At 44.8% G+C, this 21,441-nt stretch carries 17 protein-coding genes and 10 tRNA genes; 26 read left to right on the top strand and 1 reads right to left on the bottom strand.

Annotated elements, in window-relative coordinates; translation table 11 throughout:
• Window positions 1-4 precede the first annotated feature (4 nt).
• The 11 genes from mazG (at window position 5) to rpoS (ending at window position 10,390) form a co-directional block, all read left to right on the top strand.
• A complete protein-coding gene (gene mazG, locus ITG09_13690; GenBank protein UPR51729.1) occupies window positions 5-802 on the top strand; it encodes a nucleoside triphosphate pyrophosphohydrolase in 798 nt (265 codons plus the stop codon).
• A gap of 150 nt (window positions 803-952) precedes the next feature.
• Window positions 953-2,593, top strand: coding sequence for a CTP synthase (locus tag ITG09_13685; protein UPR51728.1), 1,641 nt, complete (start codon window positions 953-955; stop codon window positions 2,591-2,593).
• Window positions 2,594-2,677: 84 nt separating this feature from the next.
• The gene (eno, locus tag ITG09_13680) at window positions 2,678-3,976 is read left to right on the top strand and encodes a phosphopyruvate hydratase (GenBank protein ID UPR51727.1); all 1,299 of its coding nucleotides are present in this window, start codon (window positions 2,678-2,680) and stop codon (window positions 3,974-3,976) included.
• A gap of 404 nt (window positions 3,977-4,380) precedes the next feature.
• The gene (ftsB, locus tag ITG09_13675) at window positions 4,381-4,662 is read left to right on the top strand and encodes a cell division protein FtsB (protein UPR51726.1); all 282 of its coding nucleotides are present in this window, start codon (window positions 4,381-4,383) and stop codon (window positions 4,660-4,662) included.
• Complete coding sequence (ispD, locus tag ITG09_13670; protein ID UPR51725.1) at window positions 4,662-5,363, top strand: 2-C-methyl-D-erythritol 4-phosphate cytidylyltransferase; 702 nt, start codon at window positions 4,662-4,664, stop codon at window positions 5,361-5,363. Before ftsB ends, ispD begins: the two co-directional genes overlap by 1 nt.
• A gap of 2 nt (window positions 5,364-5,365) precedes the next feature.
• Window positions 5,366-5,845, top strand: coding sequence for a 2-C-methyl-D-erythritol 2,4-cyclodiphosphate synthase (gene ispF, locus ITG09_13665; GenBank protein ID UPR53647.1), 480 nt, complete (start codon window positions 5,366-5,368; stop codon window positions 5,843-5,845).
• Between the two features lie 22 nt (window positions 5,846-5,867).
• Window positions 5,868-6,911, top strand: coding sequence for a tRNA pseudouridine(13) synthase TruD (truD, locus tag ITG09_13660; GenBank protein UPR51724.1), 1,044 nt, complete (start codon window positions 5,868-5,870; stop codon window positions 6,909-6,911).
• 79 nt (window positions 6,912-6,990) lie between these two features.
• Window positions 6,991-7,734, top strand: a complete 744-nt coding sequence (gene surE, locus ITG09_13655) for a 5'/3'-nucleotidase SurE (protein ID UPR51723.1) — start codon at window positions 6,991-6,993, stop codon at window positions 7,732-7,734.
• Window positions 7,735-8,361, top strand: a complete 627-nt coding sequence (locus ITG09_13650) for a protein-L-isoaspartate(D-aspartate) O-methyltransferase (protein ID UPR51722.1) — start codon at window positions 7,735-7,737, stop codon at window positions 8,359-8,361.
• A gap of 35 nt (window positions 8,362-8,396) precedes the next feature.
• Window positions 8,397-9,311, top strand: a complete 915-nt coding sequence (gene nlpD, locus ITG09_13645) for a murein hydrolase activator NlpD (GenBank protein UPR51721.1) — start codon at window positions 8,397-8,399, stop codon at window positions 9,309-9,311.
• A 98-nt stretch (window positions 9,312-9,409) separates the two neighbouring features.
• Window positions 9,410-10,390, top strand: a complete 981-nt coding sequence (gene rpoS / locus ITG09_13640; GenBank protein ID UPR51720.1) for an RNA polymerase sigma factor RpoS — start codon at window positions 9,410-9,412, stop codon at window positions 10,388-10,390.
• A 138-nt stretch (window positions 10,391-10,528) separates the two neighbouring features.
• On the opposite strand, the gene mutS is transcribed toward rpoS, so the two are convergent.
• Window positions 10,529-13,090 (bottom strand): DNA mismatch repair protein MutS, encoded by a 2,562-nt coding sequence (gene mutS / locus ITG09_13635; protein ID UPR51719.1) that lies wholly within the window; start codon window positions 13,088-13,090, stop codon window positions 10,529-10,531.
• Between the two features lie 123 nt (window positions 13,091-13,213).
• Between mutS and pncC the strand changes: the two genes are divergently transcribed.
• The 15 genes from pncC (at window position 13,214) to ITG09_13560 (ending at window position 21,424) form a co-directional block, all read left to right on the top strand.
• On the top strand, window positions 13,214-13,708 hold the full coding sequence (gene pncC, locus ITG09_13630) for a nicotinamide-nucleotide amidase (protein UPR51718.1): 495 nt from the start codon (window positions 13,214-13,216) through the stop codon (window positions 13,706-13,708).
• Window positions 13,709-13,847: 139 nt separating this feature from the next.
• Window positions 13,848-14,888, top strand: a complete 1,041-nt coding sequence (recA, locus tag ITG09_13625) for a recombinase RecA (protein UPR51717.1) — start codon at window positions 13,848-13,850, stop codon at window positions 14,886-14,888.
• Window positions 14,889-15,220: 332 nt separating this feature from the next.
• Window positions 15,221-17,803: an alanine--tRNA ligase gene (gene alaS / locus ITG09_13620; protein UPR51716.1), complete on the top strand. Its 2,583-nt coding sequence runs from the start codon at window positions 15,221-15,223 to the stop codon at window positions 17,801-17,803.
• Between the two features lie 220 nt (window positions 17,804-18,023).
• Complete coding sequence (locus tag ITG09_13615) at window positions 18,024-19,205, top strand: aspartate kinase (protein ID UPR53646.1); 1,182 nt, start codon at window positions 18,024-18,026, stop codon at window positions 19,203-19,205.
• 92 nt (window positions 19,206-19,297) lie between these two features.
• Complete coding sequence (gene csrA, locus ITG09_13610) at window positions 19,298-19,495, top strand: carbon storage regulator CsrA (protein UPR51715.1); 198 nt, start codon at window positions 19,298-19,300, stop codon at window positions 19,493-19,495.
• Window positions 19,496-19,971: 476 nt separating this feature from the next.
• Window positions 19,972-20,064 (top strand) — tRNA-Ser (locus ITG09_13605).
• 46 nt (window positions 20,065-20,110) lie between these two features.
• Window positions 20,111-20,187 (top strand) — tRNA-Arg (locus tag ITG09_13600).
• 48 nt (window positions 20,188-20,235) lie between these two features.
• A tRNA-Ser gene (locus tag ITG09_13595) sits at window positions 20,236-20,328 on the top strand.
• Window positions 20,329-20,413: 85 nt separating this feature from the next.
• A tRNA-Arg gene (locus ITG09_13590) sits at window positions 20,414-20,490 on the top strand.
• A gap of 70 nt (window positions 20,491-20,560) precedes the next feature.
• Window positions 20,561-20,637: transfer RNA gene (locus tag ITG09_13585), tRNA-Arg, on the top strand.
• Window positions 20,638-20,708: 71 nt separating this feature from the next.
• Window positions 20,709-20,785: transfer RNA gene (locus tag ITG09_13580), tRNA-Arg, on the top strand.
• An 84-nt stretch (window positions 20,786-20,869) separates the two neighbouring features.
• Window positions 20,870-20,946: transfer RNA gene (locus tag ITG09_13575), tRNA-Arg, on the top strand.
• Window positions 20,947-21,034: 88 nt separating this feature from the next.
• A tRNA-Arg gene (locus tag ITG09_13570) sits at window positions 21,035-21,111 on the top strand.
• A gap of 88 nt (window positions 21,112-21,199) precedes the next feature.
• Window positions 21,200-21,276: transfer RNA gene (locus ITG09_13565), tRNA-Arg, on the top strand.
• Window positions 21,277-21,347: 71 nt separating this feature from the next.
• Window positions 21,348-21,424, top strand: a tRNA-Arg gene (locus ITG09_13560).
• Window positions 21,425-21,441: the final 17 nt, after the last annotated feature.

Here is a 21,441-nt window from a genome sequence, read left to right as displayed (position 1 = left end):
AAAGATGAATCACCCGATTGAACAACTTGAACAGATTATGACTAAGCTGCGCGATCCTGAAGGTGGCTGTCCTTGGGATTTGAAACAAAATTTTGAAACAATTGTGCCGCATACTATCGAAGAGACTTACGAAGTAGTGGATGCGATTCACAACAAAGACTGGCCGAACCTGCAAGAAGAGTTGGGTGACTTGTTGTTTCAGGTGATCTTTTATAGCCAGTTAGCGAAAGAGCAGGGGCTGTTTGAGTTCTCTGATGTAGTTGATGGTATCAATGAGAAGCTAACGCGACGTCACCCACATGTGTTCTCTGATACCGAGTTTGCCAGTGATGAAGAAATCAATGCCAACTGGGAAGCGGAAAAAGCCAAAGAAAAAGCACAAGCAGGCAAAACTCAAGAAAGTATTCTAGACTCAATACCAAACTCTCTACCTGCGCTTTCACGTGCTACAAAGATTCAAAAGCAGGTCGCAAAATTTGGCTTTGATTGGGACTCGATTGGCCCAGTCGCTGATAAGGTTTTAGAGGAAGTTGACGAGGTACTGGAAGAAGCGCTTCAAGTCACACCTAACGAAGATTTGGTTGAAGAAGAGTTAGGTGATTTGCTGTTTGCGACGGTCAATTTGGTGCGACATTTAGGTAAAAATCCAGAAACGGCGCTGAACAAAGCCAATCTGAAGTTTTCACGTCGCTTTAAAGGGGTGGAACAAAAAGTTCGTCAGCAAGATAAAAATTTGACCGATTTTTCACTACAACAGCTTGATTCCATGTGGGATGAAGTCAAGGTGGCGGAGAAAAGATAACCAAAGCTTTTATCATGAATTGATTTGAAGCAAAAAATAAAAAATAGCAGTGTGATAGATTTCACGTTGTGGCGATAAGGGGCTTCTGGTATATTTTCATCCCGTCCAGAAGTAGTCCATTTCCCTCATTCAACCAATTTCAGGTTAAACATGACGACAAATTACATTTTTGTTACTGGCGGGGTTGTATCCTCTCTAGGTAAAGGTATTGCTGCAGCATCTCTTGCGGCTATTTTAGAAGCTCGTGGTCTTAAAGTGACTATGATGAAGCTTGACCCTTACATCAACGTTGATCCAGGCACTATGAGCCCGACTCAGCACGGTGAAGTGTTCGTTACGGAAGATGGCGCTGAAACAGACCTTGACCTTGGTCACTATGAGCGATTCATTCGCACCAAGATGACTAAGCGTAACAATTTCACTGCAGGTCGTGTTTACTCAGACGTACTCGCTAAAGAGCGTCGCGGTGATTACCTAGGTGCAACTATTCAGGTTATCCCACACATCACTAACTCTATTAAAGAGCGTGTGATTTCTGGCGCAGCTGGCCACGATATCGCGCTTGTTGAAGTTGGTGGTACGGTTGGTGATATCGAATCTCTACCATTCATGGAAGCGATTCGTCAGCTAGCAGTAGAACTAGGCCGTGAACGCGCAATGTTCATGCACCTTACTTTAGTGCCATACCTAGCAGCTGCGGGCGAAGTAAAAACTAAGCCAACGCAACACTCTGTAAAAGAGCTACTGTCTATTGGTATTCAGCCAGACATCCTAGTTTGTCGTTCAGATCGCAACATTCCTTCGAACGAGCGTAAGAAAATTGCTCTGTTCTGTAATGTGCAAGAAAATGCAGTTATTTCTATGCGCGATGTTGACTCTATCTACAAGATCCCTCAGCTTATTAAAGCTCAAGGCACTGACGAACTTGTATGTAAGCGTTTCGGCATCACAGCTCCAGAAGCAGATCTGTCTGAATGGGAACAAGTAATTTACGAAGAAGCTAACCCAACGGGTGAAGTGACGATTGGTATGGTTGGTAAGTACATTGAACTACCTGACGCATACAAATCAGTAAATGAAGCGTTAAAACACGCGGGCTTGAAAAACCGCCTAAGCGTTAATATTAAATACGTAGACTCACAAGACGTTGAGTCTCGTGGCGTAGAAATTTTAGAAGGCCTAGATGCAATTCTAGTTCCTGGTGGCTTTGGTGATCGTGGTGTTGAAGGTAAGATTCTTGCTGCTCAATACGCTCGTGAAAACAAAGTACCGTACTTAGGTATCTGTCTAGGTATGCAAGTAGCACTTATCGAGTACGCTCGTAACGTTGCGAAAATGGAAGGGGCACACTCTTCTGAATTCTGTACTGAAACTAAGTACCCAGTTGTTGGTCTGATTACTGAATGGATCGATGGCGAAGGTAAAGTTGAAGAGCGTACAGAAACATCTGACCTTGGCGGTACAATGCGTCTAGGTTCACAGCTTTGTCACCTTGCTAAAGGTACTAAGGCTTACGAATTATACGGTAGCGCGACGATCCATGAACGTCACCGTCACCGTTACGAAGTGAACAACAATCTTCGTCCACAAATTGAAAAAGCGGGCCTAAAAGTATCTGGTCTATCTGCGGACAAGAAACTGGTTGAAGTTATTGAGAACCCGAATCACCCATGGTTCGTTGCTGCTCAATTCCACCCAGAGTTCACTTCAACACCTCGCGACGGTCACCCGTTGTTTGCAGGTTTCGTTAAAGCAGCTGGTGAATATCAGCGCGGCGAATTAGAAAAGTAAAAAGGAATACAGGTAGCTGCGTAAGTTGTGCTGCTACCTTTTAAATTTGACATTTATATATATTCAACGAGAAGGAAACATTCAATGTCTAAGATCGTTAAAGTTCTAGGTCGTGAAATCATCGATTCACGTGGTAACCCAACTGTAGAAGCTGAAGTACACCTAGAAGGCGGTTTCGTAGGTATGGCTGCTGCTCCATCTGGCGCATCTACTGGTTCTCGCGAAGCTCTTGAGCTACGTGACGGCGACAAATCACGTTTCCTAGGTAAAGGTGTTCTTAAAGCTATTGAAGCTGTAAACGGCCCAATCGCTGAAGCTCTAGTTGGTTCTGACGCTAAAGCACAAGCTGACGTTGACCAAATCATGCTTGACCTAGACGGTACTGATAACAAGTCTAAGTTCGGCGCGAACGCTATCCTAGCTGTATCTCTAGCTAACGCAAAAGCTGCTGCTGCTGCGAAAGGCATGCCTCTATACGAGCACATCGCTGAGCTAAACGGTACTGCTGGTCAGTTCTCTATGCCTCTACCAATGATGAACATCATCAACGGTGGTGAGCACGCAGATAACAACGTTGACATCCAAGAGTTCATGATCCAACCAGTTGGCGCTAAAACTCTTAAAGAAGGTCTACGTATCGGCGCTGAAGTATTCCACAACCTAGCTAAAGTTCTTAAGTCTAAAGGCTACAGCACTGCAGTTGGTGATGAAGGTGGTTTCGCTCCTAACCTTAAGTCTAACGCTGAAGCTCTAGAAGTTATCGCAGAAGCTGTTGCAGCTGCTGGTTACGAACTAGGTAAAGACGTTACTCTTGCTATGGACTGTGCAGCATCTGAGTTCTTCGACAAAGAAGCTGGCATCTACAACATGAAGGGCGAAGGTAAAACTTTCACTTCTGAAGAGTTCAACCACTACCTAGCTGAGCTAGCGAACAACTTCCCAATCGTTTCTATCGAAGACGGTCTTGACGAGTCAGATTGGGATGGCTTCAAGCACCAAACTGAACTTCTAGGCGACAAGCTTCAAATCGTTGGTGACGATCTGTTCGTTACAAACACTAAGATTCTTGCTGAAGGTATCGAGAAAGGCGTAGCTAACTCTATCCTTATCAAGTTCAACCAAATCGGTTCTCTAACAGAGACTCTAGCTGCTATCAAGATGGCTAAAGACGCTGGCTACACTGCAGTAATCTCTCACCGTTCTGGCGAAACTGAAGATGCAACTATCGCTGATCTAGCGGTAGGTACAGCTGCAGGTCAAATCAAAACTGGTTCTATGAGCCGTTCTGACCGTGTTGCTAAGTACAACCAACTTATCCGTATCGAAGAAGCTCTAGGTTCTAAAGCTCCTTACAACGGTCTTAAAGAAGTTAAAGGTCAATAATTCGTCCTATTTGGCACTGTAGCTGCTTAACTGCAGAAGATTCACTAAGTCACATAGGAAACTATGCTCCATAGCTGAATTTTCTTTGTTGCCTTGCTACAGCACCAACTAGTTAGAATTATGCACTAATGCTTTTGAATGCCTCGCTTATGCGGGGTATTTTTTTGCCTGTAGAAAAGTGAGATGAAGAACCTCTAGGTTCCAAAGCTCTCTTTTTGATACCCAAACCCCCTCATTCCCTAGACTGACGTAAGAAGGCATAGGGAATCTCATTACAGGTTTCGAACAGCAATAATTCTCCGACTTATTGATTCCCTGACACCACATATCTCGCACCAATAAGCGCATTATGGTATATATGTGCCTTATTCTAGTTCCTTCTTTTTCAACCGGCGAAAGGTGTTATGCGAATTTTTGCTTTAGTACTGCTCATAGTGTTTGGCTGGCTACAACACACACTGTGGCTCGGTAAAAATGGTATTTCTGATTACTACGGTGTGAGCAACGAAATCCAAGTTCAACAGCAAGTAAATGAAAAGCTTCATCTTCGCAATGCTGAGATGTTTGCAGAAATCGACGATCTACGCCAAGGCTTAGACGCGATAGAAGAGCGCGCTCGTCATGAACTTGGGATGGTGAAAGAAGGCGAAACGTTTTATCGTATTATTGGTGAGGAATCTCATTAATGTCGAACCAACTTCAAAGCGTTATTGCAGTGGTCCCCGCTGCGGGCGTCGGCAGCCGAATGAAGGCAGACCGTCCCAAGCAATATCTTCAAATTCACGGTAAAACGATTTTAGAGCACACGGTTGAGAAACTGTTGTCTCATCCGCAGGTGTCTAAAATCGTGGTAGCGGTCAGCGATGATGACCCTTATTACCCTGAATTACCGCTTAACCTTAATCCACAGGTGATCAGAGTGTCCGGCGGAACGGAACGAGCTGACTCGGTACTTTCTGCTCTGGATTATATTACCCAACAGCAACTCAGTGATTGGGTGATGGTGCATGATGCCGCTAGGCCTTGTATCCAATTGAGCGATATCGACAAACTGATCTCTGGGGCCATGACCCATGATGTGGGCGCAATTTTAGCAGCGCCGGTTCGCGATACAATGAAGCGTGGTGCTCAAGGACAAATTGAACACACGGTCGATCGCGTCGATCTTTGGCATGCGCTTACCCCTCAGATGTTTCGATCTAAGCCTTTACGGAAAGTCTTGAGTGAGGCCTTGCAACAAGGCGTTTCGATTACCGATGAGGCCTCTGCGTTTGAGTGGAAAGGTTTATCACCAGCATTGATTGCTGGGCGTTCAGATAATTTTAAGATTACTCAGCCTGAAGATTTGGCTTTGGCTGAGTTCTATTTAAGTCAGAATAAGGAATAATGATGATTCGTATTGGCCATGGCTTTGATGTACACAAATTTGGTGGTGAAGGCCCGGTAATTATTGGTGGCGTTAGCATTCCTTACGAGCAAGGGCTTATCGCACACTCAGACGGTGATGTTGCCCTTCATGCGTTATGTGACGCTTTGCTGGGTGCGATTGCTGCGGGTGATATTGGTCGTCATTTCCCAGATACAGATGATGAGTGGAAAGGCGCAGATAGTCGTGAATTGCTTAAAGATGTGTACCGTCGAGTAAAAGAGCAAGGTTATGTGATTGGTAATGCGGATATTACTATCATGGCGCAAGCGCCTAAAATGGCTCCTCATATAGACTCTATGTGCCAAGCTATTGCACAAGATTTAGATACCAGCATTGGCAATGTGAATGTAAAAGCGACGACTACTGAGCGTTTAGGTTTTACAGGTCGCAAAGAGGGCATCGCATGTGAAGCGGTAGTCTTAATTACTAAAAGTGCGTAAGCACCAACACGAAAAGAATAGCATGTCAGATATTTTATCTTCATTGGCTTACCTAAACGGTAAACCAACTGCGAAAGCAAAACTAAAAGCAAAAGCCGAACACTTTGTCGTTAATGAAGACTTAGGTTTTGAGTTTACTGGTGAAGGCGAGCATCTAATGGTTCGTATTCGTAAAACTGGTGAAAATACGAGCTTCGTAGCAAATGAGCTGGCTAAAGCCTGCGGTGTTAAGTCGAAGGACGTGAGTTGGGCTGGTTTGAAAGACCGTCACGCGGTTACCGAGCAGTGGTTAAGCGTGCACTTACCAAAGGGTGAACCTGACTTTTCTGCTTTTCTCGCGCAATACCCAAGCATTGAGATCTTGGCGACAGCACGCCACAACAAAAAGTTACGTCCAGGCGATTTAATTGGCAACCAATTTGAGCTGACTTTGTCTGAAGTAACTGACTGTGATGATGTGGTAAAGCGTTTAGAAAAAGTCGCTCAAGTAGGCGTGCCAAATTACTTCGGAGCTCAGCGCTTTGGTAATGAAGGTAACAACTTATCTGAAGCTCGTCGTTGGGGTCGTGAAAACGTTCGTACGCGTAATCAGAATAAGCGCAGCTTGTATCTTTCTGCCGCTCGTTCTTGGATCTACAACTTAATTCTTTCTGACCGTATTGAGCAAGATGCGTTTGCGTCGGCATTGATTGGCGATATTGTCGTGAAAGACGGCGCTCAATTAGCAGTAACAGCGGATAACATCGAAGCGGTAAACCAAGACATCGCGAACGGCTCTGCGTTTATTACTGTTGCTTTAGCTGGAGATAATGCGTTACCGACGACGGATGCATCTCAAGCTTTAGAGCAGCAACACCTTGATGCTGAACCGGATCTAATGGCTCTGATCTGTGGCAACCGTATGCGCCATGATCGCCGTGAAGCTTCGTTGAAGCCGATGGGTTTAGCTTGGGAAGTGAACGAAGACAATGTCACGCTTAAGTTCTCTCTCGATGCGGGTTGTTTCGCAACCGCTATTGTTCGTGAATTGGTTGAAGAAGTTCACGTAGAGAGAAGCTACGAGTAATAACGATTCTGCTTGGAGCGAAGTCACTTGATATCGGAAATTAAGTGACTTGGCATTGGTACAAAAGAAAGGATACAAGATGAAGATTTTACTCAGCAACGATGATGGTGTGCACGCTCAAGGTATTCATGAGCTAGCCAATGAATTACGTGATCTTGCTGAAATTATCATTGTTGCACCTGACCGTAATCGCTCGGGCGCTTCAAATTCATTAACTTTAGAACAGCCTTTACGTGTTCAAAAAATTGCCGAAAATACCTATTCGGTACAAGGAACACCGACCGACTGTGTACATTTTGCGTTAAATGAACTGCTTAAAAATGATATGCCCGATCTGGTTTTAACGGGCATTAATCACGGTGCTAACCTTGGTGACGATGTGCTTTATTCGGGCACAGTCGCAGCCGCAATGGAAGGGCACTTTTTAGGTGTTCAGTCAGTGGCGTTTTCTCTGGTTGGGAAAAAACATTTTAAGACAGCGGCGACTATAGCTCGTCGTATTGTCGAACAACATTTAGCAAATCCAATCCCGACCAATCGCTTATTAAACATTAATGTTCCTGACTTAGCATTGGAGCAACTGTCTGGTACTCAAGTGACGCGCTTAGGGGCTCGTCATCATGCTGAAGACATGATTAAGCAGAAAGATCCTCGTGGGCATGACATCTATTGGCTTGGTCCTCCGGGAAAAGAACAAGATGCTGGCGAAGGTACGGACTTTTATGCGATAGAGCATGGTTTTGTATCGGTAACACCACTACAGGTTGATTTAACGGCGCATGAGTCGTTGGGTGCGATGGCGACATGGTTAGGAGAGAAGTAAGTGAGTAATCCACAAGCAGAGCGCTTAGTTACTTTTCTGATTGAAAATGGCATTCAAGATCAGAAAGTGCTTGATGCGATTTACCAATTGCCAAGAGAGAGTTTTTTGTCGCAGGCGATGTATCATCAAGCTTATGATAATAATGCGCTGCCTATCGGACAAGGGCAGACGATCTCTCAGCCGTACATCGTTGCTAAAATGACAGAGTTACTTGAGCTACAACAAGATAGCCGCGTTTTGGAAATTGGCACGGGTTCTGGTTATCAAACCGCTGTATTAGCTCAACTTGTTGACCATGTGTATTCGGTTGAACGAATAAAGTCTCTACAATGGGATGCTAAACGTAGGTTGAAGCAACTCGATTTCTACAATATTTCAACCAAACATGGTGATGGTTGGCAAGGGTGGTCTTCAAAAGCCCCTTTTGATGCGATTATTGTCACCGCAGCTGCAGAGTCGATTCCTCAAGCGCTTCTGCAACAACTAAAAGATGGCGGCCGTTTACTGATTCCAGTCGGTGATGACGAACAGCAACTATTGAAGATCGTTCGACACGGCGATGAGTTTTTATCGAGTGTTATCGAGATGGTGAGATTTGTACCTCTTGTTCCTGGTGAACTAGCTTAATAACAAGACTAATGGTGTAGGTGGGTAGAGAGTCGATGCGTTCGAAGTTGTTAAAAGTAAGTACTTTGCTGCTTAGCTGTGCCCTTGTTGGGTGTGCAGCGAATTCGCCTGCGCCAGTTTCAAGTTTAAATAAAAAATACTCCTCGATTGATCGTGGCAGCTATCGCGGTAGTTACTACGAAGTGAAAAAAGGCGACACCCTTTATTTCATCGCTTATGTGACCAATAAAGACGTGAATGACCTAGTCAGCTACAACAAGTTGTCTGCCCCATATACGATCCACCCAGGGCAGAAGCTTAAGTTGTGGCGTCCTAGCTATAATGCGCCAGCGTATGGTAAATCAACAGTAGCGGCAGCAGCAGTTGCTGCGCCTGTCGCGGCATCCACAACGTCATCTGCAGCAAGTAAACCTAAAACGACACCTGAACCGAGCAAAAACTCTAAACCTGCCCCAGTTCAAACTACCACCAAAGTGGTGAAAAAAGATCCACCAAAGAAGGTTGAACAATCCAAATCAAAGGAGTATGTTGGGTCTAAAGGTAAACAGAATGTTACACCGTCCACCAAACCAACAAGTGATAAAGTATCCAAATGGTTATGGCCAACTAAAGGGAGAGTAATCAAGAATTTCTCTGTAGGCGAACAAGGAAATAAAGGCATAGACATAGCAGGACAGCGAGGTCAGCCAATAGTATCTACTGCAGGGGGAACGGTTGTTTATTCGGGTAATGCATTACGAGGCTACGGCAATCTAGTGATTGTGAAGCATAATGATAATTACTTAAGTGCATACGCGCATAACGACCGACTATTAGTATCTGAAGGGCAAAGTGTGAAACCAGGGCAGAAAATTGCAACAATGGGAAGCTCTGGAGCCAGCAGTGTTATGCTGCACTTTGAGATTCGTTACCAAGGTAAATCAGTTAATCCAAAACGATATTTACCTTAAATACAATATGAATGATTAACGTATTGTATTGAGTGACACAGTCATTTAGCGACATATGAAGTTGTAATGTCATGCTAATTTCGCCAGGGGGAGGCGTTATGAGTATAAGCAATGCAGTAACCAAAGAAGAGTTCGATCTTAACCAAGCAACCACGGAACCGGAAGCTCTTGGAAAAGCAAAACGAACAGTCAAAAAGAAAGCCGAAACGAAAGAAGAGACTGAAGTTACATCTAAAAGTTTAGATGCTACTCAACTCTATCTAGGCGAAATCGGTTTCTCACCACTATTAACCGCTGAAGAAGAAGTGCTTTATGCACGTCGTGCTCTACGCGGTGATGAAGCAGCACGCAAACGCATGATTGAAAGTAACCTGCGTTTGGTGGTGAAAATTTCTCGTCGTTATAGCAACCGTGGCCTTGCACTTCTCGATCTTATTGAAGAAGGCAACCTAGGTTTGATTCGCGCGGTAGAGAAGTTTGACCCAGAGCGTGGCTTCCGCTTCTCAACCTACGCGACATGGTGGATTCGTCAAACCATTGAACGTGCGTTAATGAATCAGACTCGCACTATCCGTTTGCCAATTCATGTTGTGAAAGAGCTGAATATCTACCTACGTACTGCACGAGAGCTATCACAAAAACTTGACCACGAACCAACGGCGGAAGAAATCGCTTCTAAGCTAGATAAACCAGTTGGTGATGTGAGTAAGATGCTTCGTCTAAACGAAAGAGTGAGCTCCGTTGATACGCCGATTGGTGGTGATGGTGAGAAAGCGCTACTGGATATTATTCCGGACATCAACAACTCAGATCCTGAAGTTTCAACTCAAGATAGCGATATCAAGAATTCACTGATTTTCTGGCTTGATGAGCTGAATCCGAAGCAGAAAGAGGTGCTTGCGCGTCGCTTTGGACTACTTGGCTATGAACCGTCAACATTAGAAGAAGTAGGCCGTGAAATCAGCCTGACTCGTGAACGTGTTCGTCAAATCCAAGTTGAAGGTCTTCGTCGTCTACGTGAGATTCTAATCAAGCAAGGCTTGAATATGGAAAATCTGTTCAACGTTGAAAACGACTAATTGAACGGATGATGTTTCTCTAAATAGAAGACAAATAAAAACGCTGACTTTAAGTCAGCGTTTTTTTTTGTGGCTTTGGTATTCCATGCCGTCTAATCAAAATAATAGTACGGCAATAACAAGCTACTTGGTAAGAGACTAAAGCAGCTTCTTCAAGCGATAAAGTTCTTGTAATGCTTGGCGAGGGGTTAGATCATCAGGATCAACATTTGCCAGTGCCTGCTCTACTTCACTCGGCTCTGGGATCAGGCTAAGTTGGTTCGCGATATCGACACCACTTGGCTTTGATGCCGGAGACTCAATACTTAACGCTTCTAGTTGAGTCAGCTTCGCACGTGCGTTTTTGATCACCGCTTTAGGTACGCCAGCCAATCCAGCAACCGCAAGGCCGTAAGATTTACTTGCTGCACCTTCTTGAACTGCGTGCATAAAGGCAATGCTGTCGCCGTGTTCAACCGCGTCCAAGTGCACATTTGCCAATGTTGGCAGTTGGTTCGGCAGTTCAGTTAGCTCAAAGTAGTGCGTTGCAAATAGCGTCATCGCATTGATTTGATTGGCGAGCCATTCAGCACTTGCCCAAGCCAGAGATAGACCATCGTAAGTACTGGTACCACGACCGATTTCATCCATTAACACAAGGCTATTTGGTGTTGCGTTGTGCAGAATATTCGCGGTTTCGGTCATCTCAACCATGAAGGTTGAACGACCCGAAGCCAAATCATCGGATGCGCCAATACGAGTAAAGATACGGTCGATAGAACCAATCGTCGCGCTTTCTGCTGGAACATAACAACCGATATGAGCCATCAGCGCAATAAGGGCTGTTTGACGCATGTAGGTCGACTTACCACCCATGTTTGGACCTGTGATGATCAGCATCTTACGTTGATCATTGAGGTCGATAGGGTTCGCAATAAACGGTTCGTCCATTACTTGTTCAACAACGGGGTGACGGCCCGCCTGAATTTGAACACCAGCAGACTCTGTCATAGTTGGACGACAGTAATCAAGGGTGTCTGCACGTTCAGCTAAGTTTTGTAGAACATCCAGCTGAGATATTGAAGAAGCGATGTTTTGTAGTCGCTCTAGATAAGGCAGTAACAAATCAAACAACTCATCCCACAACTTTTTCTCGATAGCTAGGGCTTTCGATTTAGAGCTGAGAACTTTGTCTTCGTGCTCTTTTAGCTCAGGAATAATGTAGCGTTCTGCATTTTTCAGCGTTTGACGACGAACATAGTGTGGTGGCACAAGATGGCTTTGTCCGCGGCTTACTTGAATGAAGAAACCGTGTACGTTGTTGTAGCCAACTTTAAGCGTGTCGATGCCATGACGTTCGCGCTCTTCTTGCTCAAGTTTATCAAGAAATTCGGTTGCACCAGCTGCAAGGTCGCGCCATTCGTCTAACTCGGCATTGTAGCCTTCTGCAATCACACCACCATCGCGGATCACCACCGGTGGGTTTTCTTTGATAGCACGCTCAAGCAGCTCTGATACTTCACCCACAGGAGATGCATACTGAGCAAGCTGAGTCAGGTACGGGTGCTTAAGTTGCGTCAGCGTTTCTGCAAGCTCCGGCAAGTATTCCATTGCTTGGCGAAGTCGTGCCATATCGCGAGGACGAGCAGAGCGAAGTGCTAATCGAGCAAGAATACGTTCGATATCACCAATCTGTTTTAAGGTTGGTTGCAGCTCTGTGAATAGAGCTAAATCTTTCATTTCACCAATCGCATCTAGGCGTTGATCAAGAGCCGAAATGTTACGCATGGGTTGATGTAACCAACGCTTAAGCATACGGCTACCCATAGCAGTCGCAGTGTGATCAAGTACTTCGGCTAGGGTGTTGTCTGTGCCGCCACTGAGATTTTGGGTGATCTCCAAATTACGGCGAGTAGCCGCATCAAGGATCACCGAATGATCTTGCTTATCCATTGTGAGTGAACGGATGTGTGGAAGAGCAGTACGTTGCGTGTCTTTTACATATTGAATCAAACAACCCGCAGCGCATAAACCAAGTTTTGCACTTTCAACGCCAAAGCCAACGAGATCGCGAGTACCAAATTGTTGATTGAGTTGTTGCTTCGCTGTATCTAATTCAAATTCCCATACTGGACGACGGCGATTGCCATTACGACTTGCCATCAAATTTACGGGTTCGAAATCTTCAGGGAATAACAGCTCACGTGGTGACGTTCTTTGTAACTCAGCCGCCATCGCTTCTTCAGTTTCCGGCTCACATAGCTGGAATCGGCCAGAAGTAATATCAAGCGTTGCGTAGCCAAATTTACCATTATGGTGGTAAATGGAGGCAATTAGGTTATCAACACGCTCAGAAAGCAGTGCTTCATCCGTTACAGTTCCCGGTGTCACAATTCTTACGACAGCGCGATCAACCGGGCCCTTTGAAGTTGCTGGATTACCAATCTGCTCACAAATTGCTACGGACTCGCCCAACTGCACTAACTTCGCCAGGTAACCTTCAACGGCGTGGTATGGGACGCCAGCCATAGGAATCGGCTCACCGTTTGAAGAGCCACGCTTGGTTAGCGAAATATCGAGGAGTTGAGAGGCTTTTTTAGCGTCATCGTAGAAAAGCTCGTAGAAATCTCCCATGCGATAGAACAGCAAAATTTCTGGATTTTCTGCTTTTAATTTTAGGTACTGCTGCATCATGGGAGTATGTTTTTGATCGGCTTTCACAGTTAACTTCTTTCGTTTATTTCTATTGCGGCTTAGGATACGTGAAAGCGTTTCGTGCGAAAAGCGACACATGCGAAAAGATGCAAATCCAAATGATATACATCTAGATAAGGGAAGCCAAAGATGCAGACGACTCAAGCTCTTAGTGAAAAACTCGGACACTTACTTGCGAAACATAAACATGTATTAGTGACGGCTGAATCTTGTACTGGCGGTGGCGTTGCTAGCGCGGTAACCGATATTGCGGGCAGCTCTGGGTGGTTTGATCGCGCTTTTGTTACGTACAGCAATGAAGCCAAGCAAGAGATGATCGGTGTACAGCTTAAAACATTAATTGAGTTCGGCGCTGTGAGTGAGCCTGTAGTAATCGAAATGGCTGATGGTGCGTTGCAAAATTCAAATGGCACAATTTCGGTATCGATAAGTGGTATTGCCGGTCCTGGTGGTGGCTCGGAAGATAAACCTGTAGGGACGGTGTGTTTTGCTTGGAAGGCCTGTGATGGGTGGAATAAAGTAGAAACGAATGTATTTACAGGTGATAGATCACAAGTACGCCAACAAGCGACGCACCATGCCCTGCAAGTTATTTATGATTACCTATCAATGGAAGGTAAGTAACATTTGTACAAATTATTTTCATACAGGTATGGACACTGTATGAATCAACAGTATAATGAAAGCCAATTAGTCACCCCTATGTGGGTTAGAAATAGATTCTAGATCGCTTGTTGAGACAACCGATTATGTGGAGATAGAAATGGACGAGAATAAACAAAAAGCGTTAGCCGCAGCTCTTGGTCAGATTGAAAAGCAATTTGGTAAAGGTTCTATCATGCGTCTTGGTGATAACCGCACAATGGACGTAGAAACTATTTCTACAGGTTCTCTATCTCTAGATATCGCACTAGGTGCTGGTGGCCTACCGATGGGACGTATCGTAGAAGTTTACGGTCCAGAATCATCAGGTAAAACAACGCTAACGCTTGAGCTTATTGCTGCAGCCCAAAAAGTTGGCAAGACGTGTGCTTTCGTTGATGCGGAACACGCCCTCGACCCTATCTACGCTCAAAAACTTGGTGTTGATATCGATGCGCTTCTTGTTTCTCAACCAGATACAGGTGAGCAAGCGCTAGAAATCTGTGATGCACTGGCTCGTTCAGGTGCAATCGATGTACTTGTTATTGACTCAGTCGCAGCACTAACACCAAAAGCAGAAATCGAAGGCGAAATGGGCGATAGCCACATGGGTCTTCAGGCTCGTATGCTTTCTCAAGCGATGCGTAAGCTAACTGGTAACCTTAAGCAGTCTAACTGTATGGCTATCTTCATCAACCAAATCCGTATGAAGATTGGTGTGATGTTTGGTAACCCAGAAACAACAACTGGTGGTAACGCTCTTAAGTTCTACGCATCTGTTCGTCTTGATATTCGCCGTACTGGTGCGATCAAAGATGGTGATGAAGTTGTTGGTAACGAAACTCGTATCAAGGTTGTTAAGAACAAGATTGCTGCACCATTCAAACAAGCTGAAACTCAAATCCTATACGGCAAAGGCTTCAACCGTGAAGGTGAGCTTATCGATTTAGGTGTTAAGAACAAGCTGGTAGAAAAAGCGGGCGCTTGGTACAGCTACAAGGGCGACAAGATCGGCCAAGGTAAAGCTAACGCTGGTAAATATCTACGTGAAAACCCAGAGGTTGCTCTTGAGATCGATACTAAACTTCGTGAGTTGCTACTGACTCCTGCTGTTCTTGAAGAGAAGGGCGCAGAGAAAGAAGAAGAAAACGAAGAGCTATAAGCTAACGTTTTATAGAGCGGTTGTTTTAAAGAAACATTCGCTTTGAAAGAACCTAAAGCCTCGCATATTTTATGCGGGGCTTTTTTATTGGAGCAACTCTGTCGAGAATGTCTTTGGTCAACCTTCTTTCGTTAACTAAGATTCTTAGTTCCTAGGTCATCAATTTAGTTCTGCTTTTCCACGGCTAGATATAGTGGAATATTCTTCATTTTATCGAATTCCCACTAAAATCCTGCCCAAGGGTGTCTTTTCTACAAGAAAACTAGTCGAAGCCTTAACCATGATCTACAATACGGCAAAATTCTAACTCGACTATTTTCAGGAAGAGCTGCATGTACATGAGCACTGATGAGGTTCGCAACGCGTTCCTTAAGTTCTTTGAGAGCAAAGAACACCAAATCGTAGACAGTTCATCGTTAGTTCCACATAACGATCCAACCCTGCTATTTACTAACGCAGGTATGAACCAATTCAAAGATTGCTTCTTAGGCGCCGAAAAGCGTGCCTACACTCGAGCAACTACGGCTCAGCGTTGTGTACGTGCGGGTGGTAAACACAATGACCTTGAAAACGTAGGTTTCACGGCTCGTCACCACACGTTCTTCGAAATGCTAGGCAACTTCAGCTTTGGCGACTACTTCAAAGAAGAAGCAATTGGTTTTGCTTGGGAATTCCTGACTGAGACTCTTCAACTGCCAAAAGACCGTCTGCTGGTAACGGTATACGAGACAGATGATGAAGCATTCGATATCTGGAACAAAAAAGTAGGTGTTCCTGCTGACCGTATCGTTCGCATTGGCGACAAAGAAGGCGGTAAACAGTTCGAGTCTGATAACTTCTGGACGATGGGTGACACGGGTCCTTGTGGTCCATGTACTGAAATCTTCTACGATCACGGTGAGCACATCTGGGGTGGCCGTCCTGGTACACCTGAAGAAGATGGTGACCGTTTCATCGAGATCTGGAACAACGTATTCATGCAGTTCAACCGTCACGCTGACGGCACAATGGAACCGCTACCTAAGCCAGCTGTAGATACTGGTATGGGTATTGAGCGTATCTCTGCAATCATGCAGGGCGTTCACTCTAACTACGAAATTGATGTATTCCAAAAGCTAATCAAAGCGACTGCTGAAGTTGTAGGTCATGATGATCTATCTAACCAATCGCTACGCGTTATTGCTGACCACATCCGTTCTTGTTCATTCCTAATTGCTGACGGCGTTATGCCTTCAAACGAAGGTCGTGGCTACGTTCTACGTCGTATTATTCGTCGTGCAGTTCGTCACGGTAACAAGGTTGGTGCACAAGGCGTGTTCTTCCACAAACTTGTGGGTGTACTGGCTGAAGTGATGGGTTCTGCGGCTGAAGAGCTTAAGAAACAACAAGAGCTTGTTGAAAAAGTACTTCGCATCGAAGAAGAGAACTTTGGTCGTACGCTAGAGCGTGGCATGGTTATCCTTAACGACGCATTAGACGCACTTGAAGGCAAAGAGCTTGACGGTGAAACAGTCTTCAAACTTTACGATACATACGGCTTCCCTGCTGACCTTACTAACGATGTAGCTCGTGAACGCGACTTTACTATCGATGAAGAAGGCTTTGAGAAGGCGATGGAAGCACAGCGCAAGCGTGCACGTGAAGCGGGTCAATTCGGTACTGATTACAACGCAACGATCAAAGTAGACACTAACACTGAGTTCTGTGGTTACACAGGTACTGAAGGTGCGGGTGAAATTTCTGCGTTATTCGTTGACGGCGAAGAAGTATCTTCACTATCGGCTGGTGATAAAGCGATCATCATCCTTGAAGAGACTCCATTCTACGCTGAATCAGGCGGTCAATGTGGTGATGCTGGTACGCTAAAAACAGCCTCTGGTCTATTCAAAGTACAAGACACTCAGAAGCTAGGTAACGCATTTGCGCATCACGGTGAGCTAGTTGAAGGCGTATTCGCTAAGGGCGATAAAGTAGAAGCAACGGTTGACGCTGAGCGTCGTGCTGCTATCTCACTAAATCACTCTGCAACGCACTTACTTCACTCTGCATTGCGCGAAGTTCTAGGTGAGCATGTTGCTCAGAAAGGTTCTTTGGTTAAGCCAGATAACCTACGTTTTGACTTCTCTAACCTTGAAGCGGTAACACCGGCACAGATTAAAGAAGTAGAGCGCTTGGTTAATGCACAAGTTCGTAAGAACCATGTGATTGAAACCAATATCATGGACATCGAGTCAGCGAAAGAAAAAGGTGCGATGGCACTGTTTGGCGAGAAGTACGATGATGAAGTTCGCGTTCTGTCTATGGGCGATTTCTCTACTGAACTTTGTGGTGGTATCCACGCAAGCAACACGGGTGATATCGGCCTATTCAAGATCACTTCTGAAGGTGGTATTGCTGCGGGTATTCGTCGTATCGAAGCGGTAACAGGCGAAGCGGCTCTAGATGCTGTAGAAGCTCAAGCTAACGCTTACGAAGAGAAACTGGCAGAGTCGGCTAAGAAAGCGAAATCTCTAGAGAAAGAAATCCAACTGCTTAAAGAAAAGATGGCTGCAGCAGAAAGCGCAAACATCATGGGCAAAGTAGAAGACATCTCTGGTACTAAAGTTTTGGTTGCTGCAATTGAAGGCGCAGACAACAAGAACCTACGTACCATGGTTGATAACGCTAAAAACCAAGTAGGTAGCGGTATCATTCTGATCGCAAACATAGCAGACGGTAAAGTTGGCTTGATTGCTGGTGTAACCAAAGACCTTATCGGCAAAGTAAAAGCAGGTGACCTCGTTAAGATGGTTGCTGAGCAAATTGGCGGTAAAGGTGGCGGTCGCCCAGATATGGCTCAAGCGGGTGGTACAGACGTTGAAGCACTACCTGAAGCGCTTAAATCAGTACGCACTTGGCTAGAAGAGCGTCTTTAAGCTTAAGTAATTGATACAAAGATGCCCAATCAACTGATTGGGCATCTTTTATTTTGCCTATTGGAAGAACGTCTGAAAAAGATTTGATTGAGATTAACCAAGAAGTCTAATGGTAACGTTAGACTCCTTGGTTAATTTTTTATTGCTTCGCCATGACGCGGAGTATGTGTTTTTTTGTCATATATAGACATTGGTCTTGGGAAGGTGAGGAAGGGTGAAAATGCCTCTTATCGTGCAGAAATTTGGTGGAACGTCGGTGGGTTCAATAGAACGAATCCATCATGTAGCAGAAAAAATCATTGAAGCGAAAAATGAAGGGAACCAGATCCTGGTTGTCGTTTCTGCTATGTCAGGTGAAACAAATCGGTTAGTTAACTTAGCTTCACAAGTTGATAGCGTACCAAACGCTAGAGAGTTAGATGTGTTGTTAACAGCTGGAGAACAAGTTTCCATGGCTTTGTTAGCGATGACGTTGCACAAGTTGGGTTATGAAGCGACATCGATGACTGGCTATCAAGCCAAGATACACACCGATTCTAATCATAATAATGCGACGATTGAGCGTATTGATACCGCTCCTATTAAAGCGCTGTTAGATGATGACCAGATTGTCATTGTTGCAGGTTTTCAAGGCGTTAACGCGAAAGGTGATATCACAACCTTAGGGCGAGGTGGCTCAGACACCACGGCCGTTGCGTTGGCGGGCGCGCTTCAGGCCAAAGAGTGCCAGATTTATACCGATGTTGATGGCGTATATTCCTGCGACCCTAGAGTGGTTAAGCAATCTAAGAAATTAGATACCTTAGACTTTCCCTCTATGGAAGAAATGGCTCGCAGAGGCGCTAAGGTTTTGCACCTTCCATGTGTTCAGCATGCGTGGCGACACAATGTACCACTGAGAGTGCTTTCGAGTTTTGAAGAAGGCGAGGGAACTCTCATCGCGGGTAATGATTGTTTGAATGATATTGCTGGTATAGCGATTCAAAGAGATATGGTTCGCATCGAGTGTTTGAATCAAGATTTACCGTCTCTCATGTCGCATTGCCAGTTGTTAGGGATCGAAGTCTGTAGTGTGATCGAGGAAACAGAACGGGCAGCGCTCATTATCAAACCTGACATAAGTGCTAAATTAAAACTAGTTTTTGCTGAAAAAATCCGTAATAGTGAATATGTTAGTTTGTTAACTGTGGTAGGAAGCCGAACGCAAGAAATTGTGGTCAGTTCACATGGATTGTTGTCTGAAGGCGAAATTGATGTACAACATCACTTATTGCAGCAGCAGTCTTTAACTTTGGTGATATCACCAACGCAAGTCGATATAGCTGCTAACATATTACACAATGCATACATCGTAGCGCGTGAAACACAGGGTTATCTTAAAAAAGAAGTGCATTTTGGTTAAATAAACTCAATCGATAGTTTACGAAAATATAACTTTTGTTGGATAATGCTCTCGTAGCTAGATAAATTTAGAGATTACTCAAGGAGCAAAGAATGCTAATTTTGACTCGCCGTGTTGGCGAAACACTGATGATTGGTGATGAAGTAACAGTTACTGTACTAGGCGTTAAAGGTAACCAAGTACGTATTGGTGTTAACGCACCTAAAGAAGTATCTGTTCACCGTGAAGAGATCTACATGCGCATTCAAGCTGAAAAAGGTAATGGTAACGTTGCATCTGGCAACTACTAATACTTTTGCGTAGAAGAGGGGCTAGCATTGTTGCTAGCCTTTTTTGATCTTGGGAGAGCAAAATCACAAGTTAGTGATTGGTTAATTCAATAACTGGCTTAGTTCTAGATGTTGGGCTGAATGCTTGATATAGAAAAGTTACGCCGCCTGAGTTAACTCTTATTGAAGCATCGTGATATTTGTTTGCCATAGTTCAAGTTTTACTGACTTACCCTATGGCGAAAGAGAGCATCCCGTAGTATGGTGCAAACAGCAGTTGCACTTACTGCGAGATAAATTAGATAATTGTTTTTAGCTGTTTATTATTGCCAATCTTTCACCTTAATTTTTAAGGGAAAAAGCGCTAATTGGATGTTATAAGTTCAATTTGCAAGCGCTTTGATTAAATTGCAAACGGTTGGATGTTTTTGTCCGGTTTTTTTTAATAAAGTGTTTGACATATTTTCGGTAAAACGTAATATGTGCCTCCGCAAGACGGTGAGGTGGCCGAGAGGCCGAAGGCGCTCCCCTGCTAAGGGAGTATGTGGTTTATAGCCGCATCGAGGGTTCGAATCCCTCCCTCACCGCCATTTCTTGCACGTTTGAATTTGCAAGCAAACACAGAAGTAACAATGTGCGCCCTTAGCTCAGCTGGATAGAGTACCTGGCTACGAACCAGGCGGTCGGAGGTTCGAATCCTCCAGGGCGCACCATTCTTTAGATTACTTTGTTAAGAAGTAATGGATAAGAATAATGAATTAGGTGAGGTGGCCGAGTGGCCGAAGGCGCTCCCCTGCTAAGGGAGTATGTGGTTTGTAGCCGCATCGAGGGTTCGAATCCCTCCCTCACCGCCATTCATTACAGGCCTATGGCCTTTTTTTTGTTTCGTAGAAACAAGAATGTGATATATTTCACAACTTCTTCACTTGAAGATACCGTGCGCCCTTAGCTCAGCTGGATAGAGTACCTGGCTACGAACCAGGCGGTCGGAGGTTCGAATCCTCCAGGGCGCACCACTATTTAGGGTTTTCATTAATCCTGATGTTGAATGTTTAGTTTAACTTGATGCTCAATATCGAAACCGTTGCGCCCTTAGCTCAGCTGGATAGAGTACCTGGCTACGAACCAGGCGGTCGGAGGTTCGAATCCTCCAGGGCGCACCACTATTTAGGGTTTTCATTAATCCTGATGTTGAACATTTAGTTTTAACTTGATGCTCAATATCGAAACCGTTGCGCCCTTAGCTCAGCTGGATAGAGTACCTGGCTACGAACCAGGCGGTCGGAGGTTCGAATCCTCCAGGGCGCACCACTATTTAGGGTTTTCATTAATCCTGATGTTGAACGTTTAGTTTTGCTTTATTGCCTTAGCTAACAGCTTAATATCGAAACCGTTGCGCCCTTAGCTCAGCTGGATAGAGTACCTGGCTACGAACCAGGCGGTCGGAGGTTCGAATCCTCCAGGGCGCACCACTATTTAGGGTTTTTATTAATCCTGATGTTGAACATTTAGTTTTAACTGCTTTATTGCGTTAACTAACAGCTTAATATCGAAACCGTTGCGCCCTTAGCTCAGCTGGATAGAGTACCTGGCTACGAACCAGGCGGTCGGAGGTTCGAATCCTCCAGGGCGCACCACTATTTAGGGTTTTCATTAATCCTGATATTGAATGTTTAGTTTTAAGTGCTTTATTGCCTTAACTAACAGCTCAATATCGAAACCGTTGCGCCCTTAGCTCAGCTGGATAGAGTACCTGGCTACGAACCAGGCGGTCGGAGGTTCGAATCCTCCAGGGCGCACCACTATTTAGGGTTTTCATTAATCCTGATGTTGAATGTTTAGTTTTAACTTGATGCTCAATATCGAAACCGTTGCGCCCTTAGCTCAGCTGGATAGAGTACCTGGCTACGAACCAGGCGGTCGGAGGTTCGAATCCTCCAGGGCGCACCACATTATTAGAGAAAGCC

It is taken from the genome of Vibrio cyclitrophicus, from assembly GCA_023206055.1.
Lineage (GTDB): Bacteria > Pseudomonadota > Gammaproteobacteria > Enterobacterales > Vibrionaceae > Vibrio > Vibrio cyclitrophicus_A.
The sequence above is the reverse complement of the archived record's forward strand: the minus strand, read 5'-3'. Positions and strand labels throughout refer to the sequence as shown.

What these genes read in the sequence shown, in the direction of transcription:
- surE (UPR51723.1), top strand. Translation starts at nt 6,991, where the DNA reads ATGAAGATTTTACTCAGCAACGATGATGGTGTGCACGCTCAAGGTATT.
- nlpD (UPR51721.1), top strand. Translation starts at nt 8,397, where the DNA reads ATGCGTTCGAAGTTGTTAAAAGTAAGTACTTTGCTGCTTAGCTGTGCC.
- pncC (UPR51718.1), top strand. Translation starts at nt 13,214, where the DNA reads ATGCAGACGACTCAAGCTCTTAGTGAAAAACTCGGACACTTACTTGCG.
- truD (UPR51724.1), top strand. Translation starts at nt 5,868, where the DNA reads ATGTCAGATATTTTATCTTCATTGGCTTACCTAAACGGTAAACCAACT.
- recA (UPR51717.1), top strand. Translation starts at nt 13,848, where the DNA reads ATGGACGAGAATAAACAAAAAGCGTTAGCCGCAGCTCTTGGTCAGATT.
- eno (UPR51727.1), top strand. Translation starts at nt 2,678, where the DNA reads ATGTCTAAGATCGTTAAAGTTCTAGGTCGTGAAATCATCGATTCACGT.
- ITG09_13685 (UPR51728.1), top strand. Translation starts at nt 953, where the DNA reads ATGACGACAAATTACATTTTTGTTACTGGCGGGGTTGTATCCTCTCTA.
- ispF (UPR53647.1), top strand. Translation starts at nt 5,366, where the DNA reads ATGATTCGTATTGGCCATGGCTTTGATGTACACAAATTTGGTGGTGAA.
- ftsB (UPR51726.1), top strand. Translation starts at nt 4,381, where the DNA reads ATGCGAATTTTTGCTTTAGTACTGCTCATAGTGTTTGGCTGGCTACAA.
- rpoS (UPR51720.1), top strand. Translation starts at nt 9,410, where the DNA reads ATGAGTATAAGCAATGCAGTAACCAAAGAAGAGTTCGATCTTAACCAA.
- ispD (UPR51725.1), top strand. Translation starts at nt 4,662, where the DNA reads ATGTCGAACCAACTTCAAAGCGTTATTGCAGTGGTCCCCGCTGCGGGC.
- ITG09_13615 (UPR53646.1), top strand. Translation starts at nt 18,024, where the DNA reads ATGCCTCTTATCGTGCAGAAATTTGGTGGAACGTCGGTGGGTTCAATA.
- csrA (UPR51715.1), top strand. Translation starts at nt 19,298, where the DNA reads ATGCTAATTTTGACTCGCCGTGTTGGCGAAACACTGATGATTGGTGAT.
- mazG (UPR51729.1), top strand. Translation starts at nt 5, where the DNA reads ATGAATCACCCGATTGAACAACTTGAACAGATTATGACTAAGCTGCGC.
- alaS (UPR51716.1), top strand. Translation starts at nt 15,221, where the DNA reads ATGTACATGAGCACTGATGAGGTTCGCAACGCGTTCCTTAAGTTCTTT.